Genomic DNA, 19,039 nt, shown 5'->3' with positions numbered 1-19,039 from the left:
CTGGAAAGGCGCGTGCAGAAGAATAGAGTACTGACTGCGTAACATCGGGAGGGCTAACGCCATGATGTCTCAGGAAATGCTGTATCTCTCCGGGTCCGTCGTGATCCTGCTCGTGCTGATTGCCGTTCAGGCGTCGAGCGCGATTCTGGCCAATGGCCTGAGCTGGGGCCTTGGTCCCCGCGACGAGCCGGGCCGGGAGGATGTCTTTGCGGGCCGCGCCAAACGGACCGTCCAGAACCATATTGAAGGCCTTCTCCTTTTTGGCTTCGCCATTCTCCTCATCGAGACGGCCGGCCTCAATTCCGGCCTTACCGCGATTGGTGGGGCGCTCTATTTCTGGGCGCGGCTGGCCTATGCGCCGGTTTACCTCATCGGCATCCCGGTGCTGCGGACACTGGTCTGGGCTGTCAGCCTCGTCGGGATCCTGATCGAGCTTTACGTGATTGCCGCGACCGGGTTTTAGGTCCGGCCGCAGCGTACAGGCCTGTTACGACAAGCGCGGGGTGATCCAGCTCTCGCCGTCCCTGCTATTGCTAAGGGCAGGGGCGATCATCTGGTGGGAAAGCTGGCGTCCGAGCGGGCTGATGGAAGCCATCATGTGATCAGCCGTCGTGTCGAACTCGCGATAGTCGCAGGTCAGCTCGACGCCGGCCGGGATGTCGGCGAGGGCATAGCCGGCATCAATGCTGGAGAAGTCGGTATTTGGTCGCTCGCTATGGTTCATGTAGCGGCCCTCATCGCCGTCCAGGATGCAGACGGATGTGTCGTAGGGCGGGATGTAAGTGTAGCGCTTGAGAAAATCCGAAAGCCGTTCATCGGCATCGCAGAAGCTGTCGAGCGAGATCATCCGGTCGACGCGCGGGTCGAACCGCCAGATCAGCGCGCCTTGCTTGATGGGGTTGCGGGAGAAAACGCCGAGACCTTCGATGTCGGACGCAGCAAGATAACAGGGCACCAGCATCATCGCCGGGACACTCCTGAAAGACCGGGTCGCCGCCCGGAAAGGGATCAGGGTTTTGCCCGCGCTGGCGTCGCGCAATTTCGGTAAATGCCCGCAATTGGGGAATATTCAAGTTAAATAATGGGAGGGGCTGAAGGCCGCTGCGGCGTCAGGCTTCCTCCAGCGTGCGCAACAAGAGGCTTTCGCATGCAGCCCGCACAGATGGCACAGGTTTTTTCTGGTGGCCGAGGTCAAGGCTCTCGGCCTTGGCGATCGTCGCCTCAAGAAAGCTGTCCAGCATTGGAAGCGGGTCGCCAGCACCGAGGTCGCGGGTCGAAGCCTTCAGTGACAGAAGCCGGTCGATTTCCTCTGCCCTGTCGGCGGGTTCGCGCACGCCGCGCCGGAGCTCTGAAAAGACCATAGGCAACTGCCCGTCGGCGTTCTCCCACATCCAGTGCAGGGCATAGGCCGGACGCAGGCAATAAAAGTACTTCTTCAGTCTCACCGTTTCCTGGCCCTGGATCTGGCGGGTATAAGCCGAGCGCAAGGTGCTGAGATGGTGATGCTGCGCGGCCGGCCGTTCATCGATCAGCGCGAGCAATGCTTCGATCTCTTCGCGAAATCCCGGGGCTTCTTCGTAGACGATTGGAGAACGAAGCCATTCCGCTATGGCCGGATTGGCCTTGAGGAGCAGGTTGAGCGCCTTGCGGAGATCCCAGCCATTGATGTCGTAGAGGCCCTCAATGGGCTGCTCGATGACGTCCCGAGGCTGTTCGAGGCCGAGATAGGCGCGCTTGGGCAGGACATAGATAAAGCGGACATCGAAGTCGCTGTCTGGCGAGGGAAAGCCCCAGGCCCGGCTCCCCGATTCGACGGCCAGCAGGATGCGTGCATCGTGCTCGGCCTTCACCCGCTCCAGTCGTTTGCGGATGCATTGCAATGCGTCAGCGGGGATCACGTCCACACCGGACATGGTTCAGAACCGCTTGAAGGGCTTTGGTGCTGCTGTGGCGGTGGCGGTGGCGACGATCTTTCCGTCCGGGTCGAGGCACTTCGCTTCCGAGAAGCACACCGTCTTGCCGAATTTCAGGATTGTCGCCTCGACCTTTGCAGGCCCGACGAAAAGCGGGCGGAGGTACGACACCTTCATCTCCAGTGTCGGGGCCGTCATGGTGACGTTCGAGGCGATGATGATGTTGGTCGAGATGGCCTCATCCAGCATGGCTGCGATAAAGCCGCCCTGGATCGCGCCGGTCGGATTGGCGAAGCTTTCATTGGCGACGAAATCGACGACGATGCGCATCTCGTCCTGATGGACTTCGGCGAGGTGCATGCCGAGCGTGTCGGAACAGGCCGGGCGTTTCTTCGAAGTCTGGAAGCGCGCCAGCATGTCGGCATCGCTCATGCGCGGCTTTTCAGTATCGCTATCGGCCAAGGCTATTTCCGGCGGAAGGCGTCAATGCTGACGACGGTGCTTGCGCCATCATCCCCGGAAGCACGCTTCGGCTCTTCCGGCTCGGGCGCGTCGGAGTCTGTCGTCGGCGCGACGACATCCTGGCCTGTGGCCTGGTCGCTGCGCTCGAAGGACAGGCCAAAATTGACGGACGGGTCCACGAAACGGGTCATCGCGGCAAACGGGATGGAGAGGTGCTGGGGCACGCCATTGAACTTCAGGATCACTTCGAAATGGCCATCGAAGATTTCCAGGTCCCAGAACTGGTGCTGGACGACGATGGTCATCTCGTCCGGAAAGCGCTCCACAAGATGCTCGGCCATTTTCACGCCCGGCGCCTTGGTGCGGAAGGTGATGTAAAAGTGATGCTCACCCGGCGCGGCCTTGTTGCGGGCAGTCTCCCGCAAGGCCTCACGCACGACACCGCGCATGGCCGCCTGAGTCAAAGCTTCGTAGCCAATGTAGTCAGTCATTCAGCCCATCCATTTCCTGACAACCGTTCTACTGCTTCATCGGACGTATACAACACGCTTCATTCATGAAGCGAGGACACGCTAACACCTTCGCGCCACTGCGTTTATCGCTGTACCGTCTACAGTTCGTCCCCTCGGCATTGCGATAGATACTACAGGCAGAAGGGGGTTGCCGCTACCCCTCTTCAACGGAGGCTTCGGTTTTATCCTTGCGCCGTGTCGAGGATACACCGGTGATGATGCCGATGCCGGCCAGAATGACTCCGCCGATGGCAATCCACTGGGCAGGAACGCCTAAAGCATAGGCACCCCAGGCAAGGCCAGCGATGAGGATAATGTAGCCGATCGTGTAAATTGCGAAAGATGACATGGTCTCTAACTCCTGTTCTGGCAGGATGAACGCTGCCTTGGGCACGCCGTTCCGCCCCATGGGCCAGAGCCTTGTCGTTTGCACAGAGAAAAAGGAGAAGGTGGAGGCTTCTGTTGCCAGGCGCCTCCGGGCCCCGCCTGAGGCGCTGAAGCCCCAGGAGTTAAGTTCGGTTCACTTACCGACCGCTTACGCGGCCATCAGTTCACCTTCAGCAAAGTTGTCATTAGCAACTATTCTGAGTTGAGCTTCTAACGCAGCTCGGGCGGGCGAAAGCATCGTCTTTACACGTCCGTCGATCCTGTTTCGGCCCCATACCAATCTGCCTAATGAGCAGAAGAATTATGGTGGAGCCGCCGGGTACCGCCCCCGGGTCCGAACCGCTTATTACACGTGCGTTTATCGCCATAGCTCCCGAAGGAACACTATCTATATAGGCCGTCCGCGCCGTCCTATAAAGGGGGGTTAGTGTGTGATCCGCAGGTCTGAAATCGCGGTCGCAATGGACTGGTAGGCATCCGTCAGCTCTTCGCCGTCCTGCGGCGTGAAGAAGTTTTCCTCACCACTGGCGCAGTCGCGCAGCACATCCTCACCGGAAGACGGGGCCTGGAAGGCGACCGAGTAGATGACAATGTCCTGCTGCTTGATTGCGTCGCAGAGTTGCCGCGCCTGCCAGCTGGACGAACCATTGTTATAGTCGCCGACCGTGTTGAAGGCGCCGTCCGTCATCAGAACGATGGCCTTGGCCGAATCCGGTTCGTCATAGGCGAGCGGGGCTGAGGTTTCAGGCAGGATTCCGGCCCAGTTGGGGGAAATCGTGTACCAGCCCCAGGCGACCCCGAGGTGGCCGGCTGTATTCCCGCCGGCTGAAAGGGTCTCGATATAGTCATGCAGGGGCGTTTCATCGCTGGTCAGCTCAAGCGGTTTGGCGTTGCTGCAGTCGTTGCGCTCATAGACCCCTGCCGCCATCAGATACTGGCCGTCGCCGGGGGCCGCGTCCGTGAAGGCTTCACCGCCGGCCCGTTCGAACACGCAGGTGGTCGAATAGTGATAGGAACGCCACTCCCCATCATGGCGATACCAGTAGGTCTGTTCAGGGGTTTCCCCGGTCACGGCCTGGAAGTAGCTGCCGGCATTGAAGGCGCCATTATAGGCGACCATGGAAATGCGGATATCGTCTTCCTGGCCGACGGCGGGATCATCTGGAATGAGCGTGTTCACGGCATCATGCGCGGCGAGCTTGAGATCGGCGATGCGTGAGCCGCCCATTGAGCCGGAGACGTCGAAGACAAAGGCAACATCGACCTTGCCGATGCCGTAGGTGGTGGCCGTCGTGATCTGGAAACTCATCTCCTCGACCCCGGCAATGGCGGACAGCGTCGTCGCCAGCGAGCAGCGTGTCGAGGCTTCGACATCGGTAGCGTCGATTACCACAGTCGGGCTCTCGCAGTTCAGGAAGTTCTCCGAAGAGGACAGGGCCGTCATGAAGTAATCACCCACCTGCTGCTTCACCTCGGCGTGCGAGTGGCCTTCGCGCAAAGCGCGCGTGCCTGCAATGACAGCTGAATCGAGGTTGTACTGGGCCTTGTTCTTCTTCGTCGTCAGAAGCTGGAAGTCGATCGCGAAGCCGGAAACCAGGGCGATTGGAAGAACGGCAAGCGCGAGGATGACGGCGACGTGGCCGCGGTCGAGCGCCAGCAGGTCAAGGCTTCGGCGCCAAAGTCGGTCCGCAAAATTTCCCCGGTGCGCCCGAAAAGCGCCCGACATATTTGTCAGAGACATGACTCACCCTCTCCCTCATTCGAGGTCAGCGTGAGTGTGGCAGGAATCGGATTTCCACTGTGTTCAGACAGGCGGTCAAATTGAGAAGGGCCGGACAGGGGCTGATTAACCCTGTCCGGCCCTTCGGTTGTCTTCCTCGGATTGCTAGTGGGAGATGCGCAGATCCGAGATGGATGTCGCGATCGCATTATAGCTTTCGACAAGCTCCTGGCCGTTTTCGGCATTGAAGTAGAATTCCGGGCCGGAGGCGCAGTTGCGCAGGATCTCCTTGCCGGCGGGCGGCGCCTGGAAGGCGACAGTGTAGATGATCACGTCATCATCCTTGATCGCATCACAAAGCGCTTCGGCCTGATCGTCGGAGGAACCCTGGCTGTTGAAGAACTGCCGGTTGAACTCACCATCCGTCATCATGATCATCGCCTTCACGACATCCGGTTCGCTTGGATCGAGCGGTTCGGAATTGCCGGTGAAGACATCTCTCCACTCATGCGAGATCAGATACCAGCCCCAGGCGATGCCCTGGTGGCCAGCGGTACCGCCGCCAGCGCGGAGACTGTCGATATAGTGGTTGATCTGTGTCCGGTTATGGCTGAGGCCGAAGGGGCCTGCATCCGGGCATTCGCCGACGCCAGTATCGTCCCAGCTGCCGCCCTTCCCTTGATCGTTGCTGTCTCTCCACTCGGTATGGCTGGCCGCGAGAAAGCCGTCTTCATTGTCTTCGTCTTCGCTCGCATTGAAGGCTCCGGACTCCGGTTCGCGGATCAGGTCCCACTGTGCCAGCTGCGTCGGTTGGGTATTGTCGAACGCGTGATCGCCATCGCGTTCATAGACGCATGTGTCGTTAATCGTCTTTTCCTGCGTGTCGGTTTCTCCGACGACCCATCTGCATTTGTATTCCATGCCCCAGCGGCCCCAGCAGCCCCAGCGTGATGTGCAAACCCAGTCACACTTTTCCTCGGCCCCTTTTTTATTCTTGGAGGCGTCCTGTTCGTAATGGTCCTCGCCCTGATAGGTGCGGCGTTTTTCCAGGCCCGTGACCTCTTCGAAATATTTGTCGGCATTGATCATGCTGTTATAGGCGACCATGGCGATGCGTACGTCGCCGTCACTGGCCGAACCGGGCTGTGGCAGCAGCGTTTCAGCTGCCTCCTTGGCCGCGTCCTTCAGGTCATAGATGCGTCCGTAATTGTTCATGGAACCGGAAACATCGAAGACGAAAGCGACATCGACCCGGCCGGTGCCGTAGGTGGCGGTGCTGGATGAGCCGATATCGACATTATCATGGCCGACAATACGCATCAGCGTCGTCGGCTGGTGACAGGTCACATTCCCTGTCAGCTCTTCAGGCCCTGAAAAGATGATGTTCAGGGTGTCGCAATCGAGGTTCTGGTCCTCGTTCGCCATGATCGCTTCGAAATAGTCGCGGGCGTGCTTGCGAACCACGTCTTCGTCATTCGTGCTTTGCATCATGCGCGCGCCGGCCAGGACGGCCGAGTCGATCGCATACTGGATCTTGTCCTTCTTCGAGAAGGCAAGCTGCGCATCAATGGCAAAGCCTGCGACGACCAGCAGCGGTACAAGGGTAATTGCGAAGATCATCGCGACATTGCCGCGTTCTTCGGATTTGAAACTTGTGGCTCTTTTCAGGCGTGTCATAGTATTCAGGGCTCCGGACCATGAGAATTCGATCATGACCGTAGCGCAACATAGTTGCTTTCCGATTTGGGTGATCGCGGCAACTTCCGGCTTGCCGGTTACCTTCGGTTAACAGCTCACAAGCTGTGTAATCACTGGCCTCAGACGCTGGACAGGCTGCAGAGACTCGGCAGAATAATCGCCGTCATGCGCCAGTATCTCGACCTTCTCCAGGATGTCCTCGACAACGGTATCGAGCGGGATGACCGCACCGGCACCGGCACGCTCGGCGTGTTTGGCCGGCAGATGCGGTTCGACCTGTCCGACAGTTTCCCGCTGCTCACGACGAAGAAGCTGCATCTGCGCTCGATCATCATCGAGCTTCTGTGGTTCCTGAAAGGCGATACCAATATTGCCTATCTCGAGGAAAACGGGGTCTCCATCTGGGATGAGTGGGCCGACGAGAATGGCGACCTTGGGCCGGTTTATGGCAAGCAGTGGCGCTCATGGGCGGCCCCTGACGGGCGGGTCATCGACCAGATCGAATGGGTGCTGAACGAGATCAGGACCAATCCGAATTCGCGCCGCCTTGTCGTTTCGGCCTGGAACCCGGCGGATGTGAACGAGATGGCGCTGCCGCCATGCCACTGCCTGTTCCAGTTCTTCGTGGCCGACGGAAAGCTCAGCTGCCAGCTCTACCAGCGTTCCGCCGATATCTTCCTTGGCGTGCCGTTCAACATCGCGTCCTATGCGCTGCTGACGCTGATGATGGCGCGCGCGACGGGCCTCAAGCCGGGCGAGTTCGTTCATACGCTGGGCGACGCGCATCTCTACTCGAACCATATCGAGCAGGCGAAGCTGCAGCTCACGCGTGAGCCGCTGGCCCCCCCGAAAATGATCCTCAACCCCGACAAGACCGATCTCTTCTCCTGGGCGTATGAGGACTTTGAACTTGTGGGCTACGAGGCCCACAAGCACATCAAGGCCCCCGTCGCAGTCTGAGGATCAGCCTTTGAGCTGCGTCCACGCCGTCCAGGCATCGGCGGCATACATCAGCGAAGGGCCGCCACCCATATAAACACAGACCCCCAGCGTATCGGCGACTTCCTCGTCGGTTGCGCCGAGCTTCTTCAGGGTCTTCGTATGAAAGCCGATGCAGGCGTCGCACTGTTTGGCGACACCAATGGCCAGCGCGATCAGTTCCTTGGTCTTGTGATCAATCGCGCCATCGCCATTGGCCGCCTTTGACAGGCCACCGAAGGCCGCCAGCGTGTCGCCGGCCTTTTCGCGCAGGCCCGCGAGGCCTTCATTCACCCCGTCGGTGATCGCTGCATAGTCTTTCTTTGCCGTTGCCATGGGCCGGTTCCTTTTTCCTGTCTTGGCTTCCCGCTCATCTCAAGGCTGAGCGCACGGGAAGCCATAAGGGGAAATACGGAAACGCCGGCCCGAAAATCTCAGCGCGGCGCCATGCGGATGGACCCGTCGAGGCGGAAATTATGGCCGTTGAGATAGGTATTGCGGGCAATCTCGACGGCGAGCGACCCGAACTCCTCCGGCTTGCCGAGACGTTTGGGGAAGGGCACCGACGCGGCAAGGCTGTCGAGCACCTTGTCCGGAGCCCCGAGCATCAGCGGCGTCGCGAAGATGCCCGGCATGATCGAGTTCACGCGGATGCCGATGTCCATCAGGTCACGCGCCATGGGCAGGACGAGACCGTTCACGCCAGCCTTGCAGGAGCCATAGATCACCTGACCGATCTGCGCGTCCTGTGCAGCGACAGACGCGGTCAGCGTGATCGAGCCGCGCTCGCCATCATCATTGACCGGCTCGGAGTTCGCCATGCCGAGGGCCGACATCGACGCGATCCGGTAAGACGACACAAGAATGCCCTGCGCCCCGCGATCATACATCTCGGTCGGCGTGCGCTTGTACTTCATCGTCTCCTTGTCGAAGGACAGCGTCTTGCCGCGTCCGGAGGTCATGGCGCAGTGGACGGTAACCCGCTCCTGGCCGTGGGCTTCGCGCGCCTTCTCGAAACCGGCCTCGCAGGATGCCTCGTCGAGGATGTCGACCTTGCAGAAGATGCCGCCGATGGATTTGGCAACCTCTTCGCCTTTCTCTTCCTGGATGTCGAAGATGGCGACTTTCACGCCTTGCTCCGCGAGCGCTTCTGCGGTGGCGCGGCCGAGGCCGGATGCACCGCCTGTGACGACGGCAGGTGTATCGGAACCGAGTTTCATAAGTGTCCTCCCTTAAATCTTGTCTGCCTGAATAATTAGGCGGCAGGCGCGATGGGCGGAAGCACTGTCGTCGGGTCAGCTTTTGACGGTGGCGGGTGTGAAGCCGTCATCGTCATACGGATCGATCTCGCCGGCCTTCTCCCGCTGGCGGATCATGTATGAGATGATCACCGCGCCAACCATCTTGCCGATAATGAAGACGATCCAGTTGGCAAAATGCAGCATGTTGCCCGGCTCGTCGCCGAGCTTTATCTGCCGGGCAAGATCGGCGCCGTAGAGGAAAATTGTCGTATCTACGGGCGCGGCGACGGCGCTGGAGAGAATGATTCGCGTGGACAGGCGGTATTTCGTGAAGGTGAAGATCAACCAGTCGATGATCTCGGAAATCGCGAAAGCAATGCCGGAGGCCAGGGCAATAACTGGCCAAGCGTAGAAAAACGACCAGGCGATGGCGAGCGCCATGACGATCAGGACACGATGCCCCATACGCCGCTGCACGAAGTCACGGAAAACAAAGACGAGACCTGTTACGATGGTCAGTGGATGAAGTTCGACCCCTTGGGCAAAGAAACCACCGGGCTCAACAAGCCTGATGCTGCTGACGACGCCAAATGACCAGTTCAGAAAAGGGATGGTGAGAAAGTATAAAAATGCCCAGAAACGACCCTTGAAATAGTATATGAGAGAAAATGTCACAACCAGGCCAATGGTCACAAAAGCAACCAGAAGCGAATTGTCTTGTTTATTGTTGAATATTGCGCCGAGCAGGCTGTTCCAGAGATCCATCATGGGTTGAATCTTTTCTCGACTGTAACTGTTTCTATTGATCCAGCCATGTTTGGGCCTCTACAAACGTGCGCATAACCTAGATCAAGTGCAATAAAAAACGCACAAAGGCGAAAGGCAAGCAGATGGAAGAACCGGTCAAGCTGTCGATCATTGTGGCACGATCGCGCAATGGGGTTATCGGCAGGGATGGCGGTCTTCCATGGAAACTTGCTGATGATCTGGCGCTTTTCAAGCAGACGACAAGCGGCAAGCCGATCATCATGGGCCGTCACACCTGGGAGAGCCTTCCGAAGAAGCCGCTGCCCGGCCGCCAGAATATCGTCATTACGCGGGACTGGGCCTACGCTGCCGAGGGCGCGCGGGTCTATTCCAATCTCAATGCCGCGATCAATTCCGCAAAAGCGATTGCCGCGCGCGATGGTGAGAATGAGGTTTTCATCATTGGCGGCGAGTCGCTCTACCGGCGCGCCCTTCCGATGACGGACGTCCTCTACATCAGCGAGATCGATGCAGACGTCGAGGGCGACACCGTCTTTCCGTCATTTGATGAATCCGCCTTCCGCGAAGTGGCGACCAAGCCCTTCGAGAAGAATGAGCGCAACGACCACGCCTTCAAGCTGCGCGTGCTGGAGCGGGTGGCGGGGTAGACGCTGGCGTCTGCCTTCCCCGACGGCGCGCCTTGAAAGCCGGCAGGCGCCGCGACACTGTTCCTCCCATAACCAGAACAGGCACACAGGGAGTGGATAGATGGATTTCGAGGTCTTCGCGGAAGGATTGCGGTTTCCTGAGGGGCCGGTCGTTATGGCGGACGGCTCGGTCATCGTCGTGGAGATCGAGAGCAAGAAGATCACGCGCTGCTGGGGTGACGGCAAAAAGGAAGTCATCGCAGAGCCGGGCGGCGGGCCGAACGGGCTCGCCATCGGGCCGGACGGCGCGCTCTGGGTCTGCAACAATGGCGGCTTCGTCTATCATGAACGCGACGGCCTGCTCATCCCCGGCCATGCCCCTGAGGACTATTCCGGCGGGCGCATCGAGCGGGTCGATCTCTCATCCGGCAAGGTCGAGGTCATCGCCACCCATTGCGGCGAGCGCCCCTTGATGGGGCCGAACGATCTCGTCTTCGACAAGGCGGGAAATCTCTATTTCACCGATCTCGGCAAGTCGTACGCCACCCACCGCGACACCGGCGGGCTGTATTTTCTGCCGGCAGGCTCCGACAAGGTGCAGGAATTCGACTACAACCATATCTCGCCGAACGGCATTGGCCTCTCGCCGGACGAGGAGACGGTCTATTTCGCCGACACGATGACAGCGCGAGTCTGGGCCTATGATCTCGAAAGCCCCGGCAAGCCGAAACAGGCAGGGCCGTTCAGCACGGGCCGGGTCGTCGCGGGCATGCCGGACCTTCGCTATTTCGACAGCCTCGCCATCTCGGCGGCCGGCAATGTTTGCGTGGCGACCATCCTGCAAGGCGGGATCACGACGGTGCAGCCGTACGGCAAGCATTCCCACATCGCCTTCCCCGACCCGTTCGTGACCAATATTGCCTTTGGCGGCGAGGACATGATGGACGCCTATGTCACCCTGTCGGGCACCGGCAAGCTGATCAAATGCCGCTGGCCGGAGCCGGGCCTGACGCTCAATTTCAATGCCTGAAGCCTTCCGATAGTGCGCGCCATGCGCTTAACTCTCTGCATGCAAGCAGGGGGAGCGGCACATGGCAGCACCAATCGTCTTCTTCGACATCGCGGCGCCCGATTCGGACGCATTGCGCGGCTTTTACAAATCCGTCTTTGACTGGCCGACGGAGGGCGAGAACTTCACCGTCCCGGTCACTGCGCCGATCGAGGGAACGATCCGTCCCGATCCGGCAGAGAAGATGCTCTATGTCGGTGTACCGGATCTGACGAAAGCGCTGGAGGATATTGTCGCTGCAGGCGGGACTATCGACGTGCCGCGTTTCGAAGTGCCGGGCATGGTTATCCTCGGCCTCTTCAAGGACCCGGCCGGCAATCGCATGGGCCTTGTCGAAATGGATGGCGACGCGCCGAAAGTGCCCTAGCGCCTAATCCTCAAACACGATGTCCGGCGGGGCCTTGGTCCGCGGACTCTTGAGATTGAGTGAAACTGGTGGATGATGGAAAGCTCGATCTCGATCAGACACTGGAAGACCTGCTGCCGGACTTCGACGTGCCCTATGCGGGTAATGTCACACTGCGCCACCTGCTGCAGAACCGGTCCGGCATTCCACACTATATCGACATCCCCGGCTGGTTCGACAATGACGTGAAGCGCGCCTTCACAGATCAGTCCTTCATGGACACGCTGGAACAGCTGGAACTGAAATTCCCGCCCGGTGAGGATTATCTGTACTCCAACGTAAATTACTATCTTCTGGCGCTCGTGATCGACGGATATTCCGGCATGGACTACGAGACTTATTTGCAGGCGCAAATCCTCGATCCGCTTGGCATGACCGCGACCGGCCAACTTTACCGGGACGCAGACGGCATCGCTGTAAATTACCTGAAAAATGATGAGGGCACCTATGAGGTCATCCCCGTCGTGAACCCGGCCTTGTTCCGCGGCACGGCCTCCATGGTCTCGACCGCTGACGATCTGAAAGCCTGGGGAGAGGCCATCAACGACAGCGAAATCTATTCCGACGCTGCCGCGGCAGAAGCCTTCAATGCCGACACGCCCATCGCCTGGAGCGTGGCGGAGCTTCCCGTGACGGACGACCGGACCGTCGGTGTCACCTATTATAATGGCCGCCTGATCGGCTATCTCAGCCTGATCATGCTGTTGCCGGAAGAGGACGGCGCCATTGTCATCCTTAACAACAATACGGTCGGCTACGAGAATATGATCGGCCTCGCCGCGACGCTGGCCGCGCAGTATTTCGGCGGTGAAGACTAGTCCTCAAACACAATCTTCGGCGGGGCCTTGGTCTGCAGGCTGTCGAGATTGAGCGCGACGGAGCGGGCGATCTCGTGGAAGAGGTCTGCGGATTTCCCGCCAGTCGACGCTGCGGGCTTGCCGGTGTCGCCGCCCTCACGGATCTCGTTCAGGATCGGCAGCTGGCCGAGCAGGGGCAGGCCGAGTGTGTCAGCGGTTTTCTGCCCGCCGCCTTCGCCCATCAGATAGTGCCGGTTGCCGGCCGGATCCTCGAACCAGCTCATCGTCTCGATCACGCCAAGGACGGGAACGGCGGTCTTGGCGAACATGGCCGCGCCCCGACGCACATCGGCAAGGGCGACTTCCTGCGGCGTGGTGACAAGCACAGCGGCCGTCACCGGGACGCGCTGGGCAATCGTCAGCTGCGCATCGCCCGTGCCCGGCGGGGTGTCGATTATGAGCAGGTCGAGCGGGTCTTCCGGTGTGCCCCAGGCGGCATCGTTCAGCATCTGCGTGATTGCCGACATGACGATGGGCCCGCGCCAGATCATCGGGGCGTCCGGATCCGACAGGTAGCCGATGGAGAGCGAGTGGATGCCATGCGCCTCGACCGGGATCAGCTTGCCATTGGCATCGGTTTCCGGTTGCGCATCGCTGGTGCCGAGCATTGTCGGCGCGCTGGGGCCGTAGATATCGGCATCGAGCAGGCCGGTCTTGAGGCCAAGCTTTGCGAAAGCGGCTGCGAGGTTCACCGCCACGGTGGATTTGCCGACGCCGCCCTTGGCGCTCGCGACGACGAGGATACGCGAAATGCCGGGCACCTTGTCGGCGGTGGGCTGGCCGGGCTGGCCCTGCGAGATCGCTTCTTCAGACAGTCGCGCGCCCTTGCGCACGCGCTGGCTGCCAGGGCGCGGCGGGGCTTCGGCGTGCTGGTGCTCATGCTGACCCGGCGGGCGTTCCGCCGTCAGCATGGCGCGCACATCGCTGACGCCCTTCACATTCATTACGCGGGCCTCTGCCTCGACCCGGCGGGTCTCCGATTCTTCCATGTTGGAGGGATCGGCTTCGATGATCAGGGTCACGGCTCCACCGTCCTTTATACGGACAGCCTGCAGCCAGGCCGGGTCACCGAGCGCGCGCCGGATGGCGGTCTCAAGCTTGTCGGATTGTCGCGGCTTGCCACGAAACATGCGGGTTACTCCTTGATGCGAGCGGCTTGGGGTGCACATATCTCCGCAATGCCTATATGGCCATAGACGGACAGTCATGAAGGAGGGGCAATGCCCTGGAATGAAAACAAGGACGGCGAGGGTTCGTCCAAGGGGAATGGCAGCCCGTGGGGTTCCGGCAAGAAGGGCGGTGAATCGCCCTGGTCCCGCCCGGGTGGTTCCGGCGGACCCGGAGGCTCTGGTGGCAGCGGTGGTGGCGGTGGCAACCGCCCTGACCTTGAAGAACAGATGCGCCGCATGCAGGAGCGCTTCCGTAAAGGTCGCGGCTCAGGCGGCGGCGGAGGACGCGGTGGCGGCGGTTCGGGCTTTGGCCCGTTCGGTTTCGCCGTGCTCGGCCTTGCTGCTGTGATCGCGTGGCTGGCTACCGGCGTTGTGGTCGTCGACGAAGGCGAGCGCGCAGCCGTGTTCCGCTTCGGCGAATGGCAGAAAAACTTCCCGCCGGGCCTGCACGTCCACCTGCCGACGCCCATCGAGACGCATGAAATCATGCCGTCCGAGCGCCAGCAGGTGACGCAGATCGGCAATGACAATGACGAGCGGCTGATGCTGACCGGCGACGAGAATATCGTCGACGTCCAGTTCCGCGTCTTCTGGTATTATGACGAGGAAGACCCGGAAAACTTCATCCTCAACGTCGAGGAAGGCGGAGAGCTTGTGAAAGCGGCCGCCGAATCGGTGATGCGGGAAGTGGTCGGCAAATCCAATCTCGACGACATCATCACCACAGGCCGTGGCGAGCTGCAGAACGAGGTGCGGTCGCAACTCGAAGCCCTGCTGAACGACTATCGTGCCGGTGTGCAGATCCTCAACGTCGAGATCCAGGAAGCCCAGGCGCCCGCCCCGGTGCGCCCGGCCTTTATTGACGTGGTGAACGCCGGCCAGGATGCCGAACGGGCCGTTCAGGAAGCCAACAAGTACGCCAATGACATCATCCCGCGTGCTCGTGGTGCAGCCCAGCAGATCCTGCAGGACGCCGAAGCCTATCGCGAACAGGTGATCGCCGACGCGACGGGTCAGGCAAGCCGCTTCACGCAGATCCTCGATGAGTATCAGCAAGCTCCGCGGGTGACCCGCGAGCGGATGTATCTCGAAACAATGGAGCGAATCCTGAACCGCAGCGACAAGCTGATTCTCGACAGTGATTCCGGCGCAGTGCCTTATCTGCCGCTGGAAGAAATGAACCGCAGAACAACCGGGCAGGGGAACTAGTCATGAGATCTATTGGTATTCTCGGCCTCGTTGCGATCGTGATCATCGTCATCATCGCATTCAATTCATTCTTCATCGTCGACCAGCGTCGTCAGGCGCTCCTGCTGCAGGTGGGCCGTGCGGTCGAAGCCTATAACGAGCCGGGCTCGGATGAGGCGGGCTTGAAGTTCAAGATCCCGCTGATCCAGAACGTCGTGACCTATGACCGGCGGAACCTCGGGCTGAACGTGACGGACATCGAAGCCTATGCGTCCAACCAGGAGCAGCTGATTGTCGACGCCTTCGTGCGCTGGCAGATCGATGACCCGCTGGCCTTCTACCAGCGTCTCGGCACTGAACGCGAGGCGCGCAGCCAGCTCGACAACTTCACGAATGCGGCGATCCGTAACGCACTTGCATCGCGCCTGCCGGAGGACATCATTTCCGGCCAGCGGTCCGAGCTGATGGACGAGATCCGCGATAATCTGGCGAACAATATCGCTGGCCGCGGCATCGAGATCATCGATGTGCGGATCCGCCGGGCTGACCTGCCGGATGATGTGTCCGAACGCGTTTTCCGCCGTATGGAAGCGACCCGGAACCAGGAAGCCGAGCAGATCCGCGCCGAAGGCGACGAACGTGCACGGCTTGTCCGTGCCACGGCGGAACGTCAGCGGACCGTCCTTCTCGCCGAAGCCCGCCAGAAGTCGGAGCAAATCCGGGGTGAAGGTGACGCCAAGCGGAACGAAATCTACGCCGAGGCCTATGAGCGCGACGAAGAGTTCTTCCGCTTCCAGCGGGCGCTTATCGCCTGCGAGCAGGCCTTCACCGAAGGCACGCGCATCGTGGTCGGGCCTGACAAGATGGGGCTCTGCAATGACTTCATCGTGCAGGCGCGCCGCAACGGGACGCCGGGCTAGGAAACGGATCGGCGGCAAGGGAGTGTAAGCCATGTCATGGCAGACCATCCTTGCCGCCATCGGACTCTGGTTCGCGATTGAGGGCATTTTTTATGCCGCTGCGCCGGACACCATGCGCCGTATGGGCGAGTGGCTGTCGCGGCTCCCGATCGAAAGTGTCCGATCAGGCGGCATCTGGTCGGCCATACTCGGCCTTGTCCTTTTCTATGCTGCAGTCCGCTTTTTCTGACGCGTTGCGCTTTGCCTGCGAACCGCCATAGTTGTGTGCGAAAGATCCTCAGTGATCGGTAATCGGAGTGCGATGATGAAACGCTACGGGACGAGCATTCTTGCAGGCTGTGCGGGGCTGCTTCTGATGAGCGCGCCCGCTTATGCCCAGCGCCAGTCCCAGTCCGACAGTTCGCTATCGGACACGACCTCAGTCATCGATCAGAAGCAGGCGCCGGAATCCTTCTCGAGGCTCGCCAAGCGGCTGATGCCGGCCGTGGTCAACATCACCACGAGCCAGACCGTGGCGCCTGAGGGCCTGCCGGAGTTCCCGGACGGCTCGCCGCTGGAGCGGTTCAACGAGTTCTTCGGCCGTGACCCTGATGGCTTCCGCCGTGAGGGGTCGCTCGGCTCCGGCTTCCTGATTTCCGCCGACGGAACGGTCATCACCAACAATCACGTCATCGAGAATGCCGACGAGATCAATGTCGTCTTCAATTCAGGCCGTACACTGCAGGCCGAACTGGTCGGCACCGATCCTGAAACCGATGTCGCCGTGCTGAAAGTGACCAGCGACGATCCGCTGCCGCATGTCGATTTTGCCGACAGTGATGGCGCCGAAGTGGGTGACTGGGTGATGGCGATCGGCAATCCGTTCGGCTTTGGCGGGTCGGTCTCTGCAGGCATTATTTCTGCGCGCAACCGCGATATCCAGTCCGGGCGCTATGACGATTTCATCCAGACCGATGCGGCTATCAACCGGGGCAATTCCGGCGGCCCGCTCTTCAATCTGAATGGCGAAGTGATCGGCGTGAACACAGCCATCATCTCACCAACGGGCGGCTCGGTCGGTCTCGGTTTCTCGATCCCTTCCAACCTGGTGAGTTCGGTGTCAGCCCAGATCATCGAATATGGCCATCCGCGCCGTGGCTGGTTCGGTGTGAACGTGCAGGGCATCGACCAGGGCATTGCCGACGCCTACGGCGTGAACGAGGCAAAGGGCGTGATCATTACCTCGATCGACCGTGACGGCCCGGCGGCCAAGGCCGATTTCGAAGTCGGCGACCTTGTGCTGAGCTTTGATGGCAAGGCGGTCGAGAATGTCCGCGGCCTGTCGCGCGTCGTGGCGGAGACAGATATCGGCAAGACGGTCGATGTCGACATTGTGCGCGACCGCAAGCGCCGCACGGTGAGCTTCACGGTCGGTGAGCTTGAGTCCAACACTCAGGAAGATGAGCGCGAGCCACTGCCGGAAAACGCGCTGGCGCAGAATCCGATTGGTGCGGAGCTCAAGGAAATCGATGATGATGCCCGCCGGCGCTATGGCATCGCGCGTGACGTGGATGGCGTGCTCGTGAACTCGGTCGCCGCGAACGGGCCGAGCTTCGGCAAGCTGCGCAAGGGCGACGTCATCACGGAGATGGCGTTCGGGAAGATTTCCGGCCTGGAAGACGCTTATGAGGCGCTCGCTCCGGAATCCATATCGGATGGCGAAAGCCTGCTCGTGCGCGTTTGGCGCGGCGGACAGACGATGTTTTTCACTCTGGAAACAGAGCGCTAGATACTTATCCACATCGCGGGCATTAAGGGACTCTTTACCCTTTGCGCAAATCAGATTCTGATTCGCTTGAGTCAAACGGAATCTGCGCGAGACAAGGAGAATCTGCCATGGCGATGAGTGAGAGACAGTCCCTTGAGCTGTGGCGCCGGGCAGTTTCGTCCTATGTGCGCACCTGTGAACTGGATCTCTCGGCGCGCCAGCAGGCGATCTTCATGACCGTTGCGCTGGAAGCCGGGCCCCATACGGTGCGCGGCCTTGCGGCCAATCTCAACCTTGCCAAGCCGGCGGTTACGCGCGCGCTCGATACGCTGGAAAAGGCGGGCTTTGTGCGCCGCCGCCGCGACGAGAACGATCTGCGCAGCGTGTTCGTCGAACGTACACCGGATGGCATGGCCTGGCTGCGGGAGTTCTCCACCTTCATCATCGCAGCCGATGGCGGGCAGGATATTGGCCGCGTAGACCCGGTGGCCAAGTCCGCAGCCGCATGATTAGGTCAGACCTGCCATGCCTGAGTTCAACGATCCCCGCCTGACCGCGCCCGCCAATCTGTCTGGTGTGCCCATGCAGGTCAGCGCTGGTGTTGCGGCCGTGCGCGATGCGCCGGAGGCTGATGCGGAGCTGGCCACGCAGGCCCTGCACGGCGAAACGCTGAAAGTGTTTGAAGAACAAGGCGGCTTCGCCCGCGTGCAGCTGGACCGCGACCGCTATGTTGGCTGGGCGCCTGTGGACGCGCTCTCGGCGCCGGTGCTGCGCGCGACACACAAGATCACCGCCCTCCGGACCTATGCCTATTCCGAGCCGCATCTGAAATCGGCGCCGCGCTTCATGCTTTCCATGGGCAGCCTGTTGCCCGTGACAGGCGAGGACGGAAAGTTTGTGCGCGTCGACCGCGCAGGCTGGGTGCCGGTGCAGCATGTCGCGCCGGTGGACCGTCTCGAGACCGACCCGGCAGCGGTTGCCGAACGTTTCCTCCATGCACCCTATCTCTGGGGCGGCTGCGAGAGCCTCGGTCTGGATTGTACAGGCCTCACGCGCGCCGCCTTCCTGGCCTGCGGCGTGATCCTGCCGCGTGACAGCGACATGCAGTTTGCCTGGTCCGGCCAGGCCATTGAGGACTGGAAGACGCCCGGCGCCCTGCAGCGCGGAGACCTGGTTTTCTGGAAGGGGCATGTCGGCATCATGCTGGATGCGGAGATGTTCCTGCATTCCAATGCCCATCACATGGCCGTGGCAAAGGAGCCTCTGGCCGGCGCAATTGAGCGGATTGCAAAAATTTACGGCGAGCCCATAGGGGCCCGCCGCATTGATGTGTCTTCAATGAAAGGCGTGGAGCCTGACTGGCTCAAGGCCGGCTGAG

Annotated in this window: 23 protein-coding genes and 1 other RNA gene; 12 read left to right on the top strand and 12 right to left on the bottom strand. The window is 60.6% G+C overall.

Annotated features, from left to right (window positions below; all coding sequences use genetic code 11):
• Positions 1–61 precede the first annotated feature (61 nt).
• Positions 62–463 carry an MAPEG family protein gene (locus Q1K29_RS00865; RefSeq protein WP_300390285.1) on the top strand — a complete coding sequence of 134 codons (402 nt, stop codon included), beginning with the start codon at positions 62–64 and terminating at the stop codon, positions 461–463.
• 24 nt (positions 464–487) lie between these two features.
• On the opposite strand, the gene Q1K29_RS00860 is transcribed toward Q1K29_RS00865, so the two are convergent.
• The 8 genes from Q1K29_RS00860 to Q1K29_RS00825 form a co-directional block, all read right to left on the bottom strand.
• A complete protein-coding gene (locus Q1K29_RS00860; RefSeq protein ID WP_300390281.1) occupies positions 488–964 on the bottom strand; it encodes an SET domain-containing protein-lysine N-methyltransferase in 477 nt (158 codons plus the stop codon).
• A 145-nt stretch (positions 965–1,109) separates the two neighbouring features.
• Entirely contained in the window at positions 1,110–1,913 is an 804-nt protein-coding gene (locus Q1K29_RS00855; RefSeq protein ID WP_300390278.1) for a nucleotidyltransferase domain-containing protein, read from the bottom strand.
• 3 nt (positions 1,914–1,916) lie between these two features.
• Positions 1,917–2,375, bottom strand: coding sequence for a PaaI family thioesterase (locus tag Q1K29_RS00850; RefSeq protein WP_300390275.1), 459 nt, complete (start codon positions 2,373–2,375; stop codon positions 1,917–1,919).
• A 2-nt stretch (positions 2,376–2,377) separates the two neighbouring features.
• Positions 2,378–2,866, bottom strand: a complete 489-nt coding sequence (locus Q1K29_RS00845; protein WP_300390272.1) for a ClpXP protease specificity-enhancing factor SspB — start codon at positions 2,864–2,866, stop codon at positions 2,378–2,380.
• Between the two features lie 175 nt (positions 2,867–3,041).
• Positions 3,042–3,236, bottom strand: coding sequence for a hypothetical protein (locus tag Q1K29_RS00840; protein WP_300390269.1), 195 nt, complete (start codon positions 3,234–3,236; stop codon positions 3,042–3,044).
• 99 nt (positions 3,237–3,335) lie between these two features.
• Positions 3,336–3,696, bottom strand: a transfer-messenger RNA (tmRNA) gene (gene ssrA, locus Q1K29_RS00835).
• A gap of 2 nt (positions 3,697–3,698) precedes the next feature.
• On the bottom strand, positions 3,699–5,015 hold the full coding sequence (locus Q1K29_RS00830; protein ID WP_300390266.1) for a pilus assembly protein: 1,317 nt from the start codon (positions 5,013–5,015) through the stop codon (positions 3,699–3,701).
• Positions 5,016–5,159: 144 nt separating this feature from the next.
• Positions 5,160–6,671 carry a pilus assembly protein TadG-related protein gene (locus tag Q1K29_RS00825; RefSeq protein WP_300390263.1) on the bottom strand — a complete coding sequence of 504 codons (1,512 nt, stop codon included), beginning with the start codon at positions 6,669–6,671 and terminating at the stop codon, positions 5,160–5,162.
• Between the two features lie 186 nt (positions 6,672–6,857).
• On the opposite strand from Q1K29_RS00825, the gene Q1K29_RS00820 reads away from it, so the two are divergent.
• The gene (locus Q1K29_RS00820; RefSeq protein ID WP_300390261.1) at positions 6,858–7,652 is read left to right on the top strand and encodes a thymidylate synthase; all 795 of its coding nucleotides are present in this window, start codon (positions 6,858–6,860) and stop codon (positions 7,650–7,652) included.
• Positions 7,653–7,655: 3 nt separating this feature from the next.
• On the opposite strand, the gene Q1K29_RS00815 is transcribed toward Q1K29_RS00820, so the two are convergent.
• The 3 genes from Q1K29_RS00815 to Q1K29_RS00805 all read right to left on the bottom strand — a co-directional run bounded on the left by Q1K29_RS00815 (position 7,656) and on the right by Q1K29_RS00805 (position 9,679).
• The gene (locus Q1K29_RS00815) at positions 7,656–8,006 is read right to left on the bottom strand and encodes a carboxymuconolactone decarboxylase family protein (protein WP_300390259.1); all 351 of its coding nucleotides are present in this window, start codon (positions 8,004–8,006) and stop codon (positions 7,656–7,658) included.
• Positions 8,007–8,104: 98 nt separating this feature from the next.
• Complete coding sequence (locus Q1K29_RS00810) at positions 8,105–8,890, bottom strand: SDR family oxidoreductase (RefSeq protein ID WP_300390256.1); 786 nt, start codon at positions 8,888–8,890, stop codon at positions 8,105–8,107.
• Positions 8,891–8,965: 75 nt separating this feature from the next.
• Entirely contained in the window at positions 8,966–9,679 is a 714-nt protein-coding gene (locus Q1K29_RS00805) for a VUT family protein (protein WP_300390253.1), read from the bottom strand.
• A 122-nt stretch (positions 9,680–9,801) separates the two neighbouring features.
• Here Q1K29_RS00805 and Q1K29_RS00800 point away from each other — a divergent pair, with 122 nt between their 5' ends.
• The 4 genes from Q1K29_RS00800 to Q1K29_RS00785 all read left to right on the top strand — a co-directional run bounded on the left by Q1K29_RS00800 (position 9,802) and on the right by Q1K29_RS00785 (position 12,598).
• A complete protein-coding gene (locus tag Q1K29_RS00800) occupies positions 9,802–10,326 on the top strand; it encodes a dihydrofolate reductase (protein ID WP_300390250.1) in 525 nt (174 codons plus the stop codon).
• Between the two features lie 100 nt (positions 10,327–10,426).
• A complete protein-coding gene (locus Q1K29_RS00795; RefSeq protein WP_300390247.1) occupies positions 10,427–11,335 on the top strand; it encodes an SMP-30/gluconolactonase/LRE family protein in 909 nt (302 codons plus the stop codon).
• 61 nt (positions 11,336–11,396) lie between these two features.
• Complete coding sequence (locus tag Q1K29_RS00790) at positions 11,397–11,741, top strand: VOC family protein (protein ID WP_300390244.1); 345 nt, start codon at positions 11,397–11,399, stop codon at positions 11,739–11,741.
• Positions 11,742–11,800: 59 nt separating this feature from the next.
• Complete coding sequence (locus Q1K29_RS00785; protein WP_300390241.1) at positions 11,801–12,598, top strand: serine hydrolase domain-containing protein; 798 nt, start codon at positions 11,801–11,803, stop codon at positions 12,596–12,598.
• On the opposite strand, the gene Q1K29_RS00780 is transcribed toward Q1K29_RS00785, so the two are convergent.
• Entirely contained in the window at positions 12,595–13,767 is a 1,173-nt protein-coding gene (locus Q1K29_RS00780) for a P-loop NTPase (protein WP_300390238.1), read from the bottom strand. The genes Q1K29_RS00785 and Q1K29_RS00780 overlap by 4 nt on opposite strands.
• A gap of 90 nt (positions 13,768–13,857) precedes the next feature.
• On the opposite strand from Q1K29_RS00780, the gene hflK reads away from it, so the two are divergent.
• The 6 genes from hflK (at position 13,858) to Q1K29_RS00750 (ending at position 19,038) form a co-directional block, all read left to right on the top strand.
• The gene (gene hflK / locus Q1K29_RS00775) at positions 13,858–15,015 is read left to right on the top strand and encodes an FtsH protease activity modulator HflK (protein ID WP_300390235.1); all 1,158 of its coding nucleotides are present in this window, start codon (positions 13,858–13,860) and stop codon (positions 15,013–15,015) included.
• Between the two features lie 2 nt (positions 15,016–15,017).
• Positions 15,018–15,914: a protease modulator HflC gene (locus tag Q1K29_RS00770; protein ID WP_300390232.1), complete on the top strand. Its 897-nt coding sequence runs from the start codon at positions 15,018–15,020 to the stop codon at positions 15,912–15,914.
• 31 nt (positions 15,915–15,945) lie between these two features.
• Complete coding sequence (locus Q1K29_RS00765) at positions 15,946–16,143, top strand: DUF2065 domain-containing protein (protein ID WP_300390230.1); 198 nt, start codon at positions 15,946–15,948, stop codon at positions 16,141–16,143.
• Positions 16,144–16,218: 75 nt separating this feature from the next.
• Entirely contained in the window at positions 16,219–17,682 is a 1,464-nt protein-coding gene (locus tag Q1K29_RS00760; RefSeq protein WP_300390227.1) for a Do family serine endopeptidase, read from the top strand.
• Between the two features lie 113 nt (positions 17,683–17,795).
• Positions 17,796–18,170: a MarR family transcriptional regulator gene (locus Q1K29_RS00755; RefSeq protein ID WP_300390225.1), complete on the top strand. Its 375-nt coding sequence runs from the start codon at positions 17,796–17,798 to the stop codon at positions 18,168–18,170.
• A 16-nt stretch (positions 18,171–18,186) separates the two neighbouring features.
• Positions 18,187–19,038 (top strand): NlpC/P60 family protein, encoded by an 852-nt coding sequence (locus Q1K29_RS00750; RefSeq protein ID WP_300390223.1) that lies wholly within the window; start codon positions 18,187–18,189, stop codon positions 19,036–19,038.
• Position 19,039: the final 1 nt, after the last annotated feature.

It is taken from the genome of Henriciella sp. (genome assembly GCF_029937755.1).
Lineage (GTDB): Bacteria > Pseudomonadota > Alphaproteobacteria > Caulobacterales > Hyphomonadaceae > Henriciella.
This window is presented reverse-complemented; position numbering and strand designations above follow the sequence as displayed.

What these genes read in the sequence shown, in the direction of transcription:
- Q1K29_RS00865 (WP_300390285.1), top strand. Translation starts at nt 62, where the DNA reads ATGATGTCTCAGGAAATGCTGTATCTCTCCGGGTCCGTCGTGATCCTG.
- Q1K29_RS00860 (WP_300390281.1), bottom strand. Translation starts at nt 964, where the DNA reads ATGATGCTGGTGCCCTGTTATCTTGCTGCGTCCGACATCGAAGGTCTC.
- Q1K29_RS00855 (WP_300390278.1), bottom strand. Translation starts at nt 1,913, where the DNA reads ATGTCCGGTGTGGACGTGATCCCCGCTGACGCATTGCAATGCATCCGC.
- Q1K29_RS00845 (WP_300390272.1), bottom strand. Translation starts at nt 2,866, where the DNA reads ATGACTGACTACATTGGCTACGAAGCTTTGACTCAGGCGGCCATGCGC.
- Q1K29_RS00840 (WP_300390269.1), bottom strand. Translation starts at nt 3,236, where the DNA reads ATGTCATCTTTCGCAATTTACACGATCGGCTACATTATCCTCATCGCT.
- Q1K29_RS00830 (WP_300390266.1), bottom strand. Translation starts at nt 5,015, where the DNA reads ATGTCTCTGACAAATATGTCGGGCGCTTTTCGGGCGCACCGGGGAAAT.
- Q1K29_RS00825 (WP_300390263.1), bottom strand. Translation starts at nt 6,671, where the DNA reads ATGACACGCCTGAAAAGAGCCACAAGTTTCAAATCCGAAGAACGCGGC.
- Q1K29_RS00820 (WP_300390261.1), top strand. Translation starts at nt 6,858, where the DNA reads ATGCGCCAGTATCTCGACCTTCTCCAGGATGTCCTCGACAACGGTATC.
- Q1K29_RS00815 (WP_300390259.1), bottom strand. Translation starts at nt 8,006, where the DNA reads ATGGCAACGGCAAAGAAAGACTATGCAGCGATCACCGACGGGGTGAAT.
- Q1K29_RS00810 (WP_300390256.1), bottom strand. Translation starts at nt 8,890, where the DNA reads ATGAAACTCGGTTCCGATACACCTGCCGTCGTCACAGGCGGTGCATCC.
- Q1K29_RS00805 (WP_300390253.1), bottom strand. Translation starts at nt 9,679, where the DNA reads ATGATGGATCTCTGGAACAGCCTGCTCGGCGCAATATTCAACAATAAA.
- Q1K29_RS00800 (WP_300390250.1), top strand. Translation starts at nt 9,802, where the DNA reads ATGGAAGAACCGGTCAAGCTGTCGATCATTGTGGCACGATCGCGCAAT.
- Q1K29_RS00795 (WP_300390247.1), top strand. Translation starts at nt 10,427, where the DNA reads ATGGATTTCGAGGTCTTCGCGGAAGGATTGCGGTTTCCTGAGGGGCCG.
- Q1K29_RS00790 (WP_300390244.1), top strand. Translation starts at nt 11,397, where the DNA reads ATGGCAGCACCAATCGTCTTCTTCGACATCGCGGCGCCCGATTCGGAC.
- Q1K29_RS00780 (WP_300390238.1), bottom strand. Translation starts at nt 13,767, where the DNA reads ATGTTTCGTGGCAAGCCGCGACAATCCGACAAGCTTGAGACCGCCATC.
- hflK (WP_300390235.1), top strand. Translation starts at nt 13,858, where the DNA reads ATGCCCTGGAATGAAAACAAGGACGGCGAGGGTTCGTCCAAGGGGAAT.
- Q1K29_RS00770 (WP_300390232.1), top strand. Translation starts at nt 15,018, where the DNA reads ATGAGATCTATTGGTATTCTCGGCCTCGTTGCGATCGTGATCATCGTC.
- Q1K29_RS00765 (WP_300390230.1), top strand. Translation starts at nt 15,946, where the DNA reads ATGTCATGGCAGACCATCCTTGCCGCCATCGGACTCTGGTTCGCGATT.
- Q1K29_RS00760 (WP_300390227.1), top strand. Translation starts at nt 16,219, where the DNA reads ATGAAACGCTACGGGACGAGCATTCTTGCAGGCTGTGCGGGGCTGCTT.
- Q1K29_RS00755 (WP_300390225.1), top strand. Translation starts at nt 17,796, where the DNA reads ATGAGTGAGAGACAGTCCCTTGAGCTGTGGCGCCGGGCAGTTTCGTCC.
- Q1K29_RS00750 (WP_300390223.1), top strand. Translation starts at nt 18,187, where the DNA reads ATGCCTGAGTTCAACGATCCCCGCCTGACCGCGCCCGCCAATCTGTCT.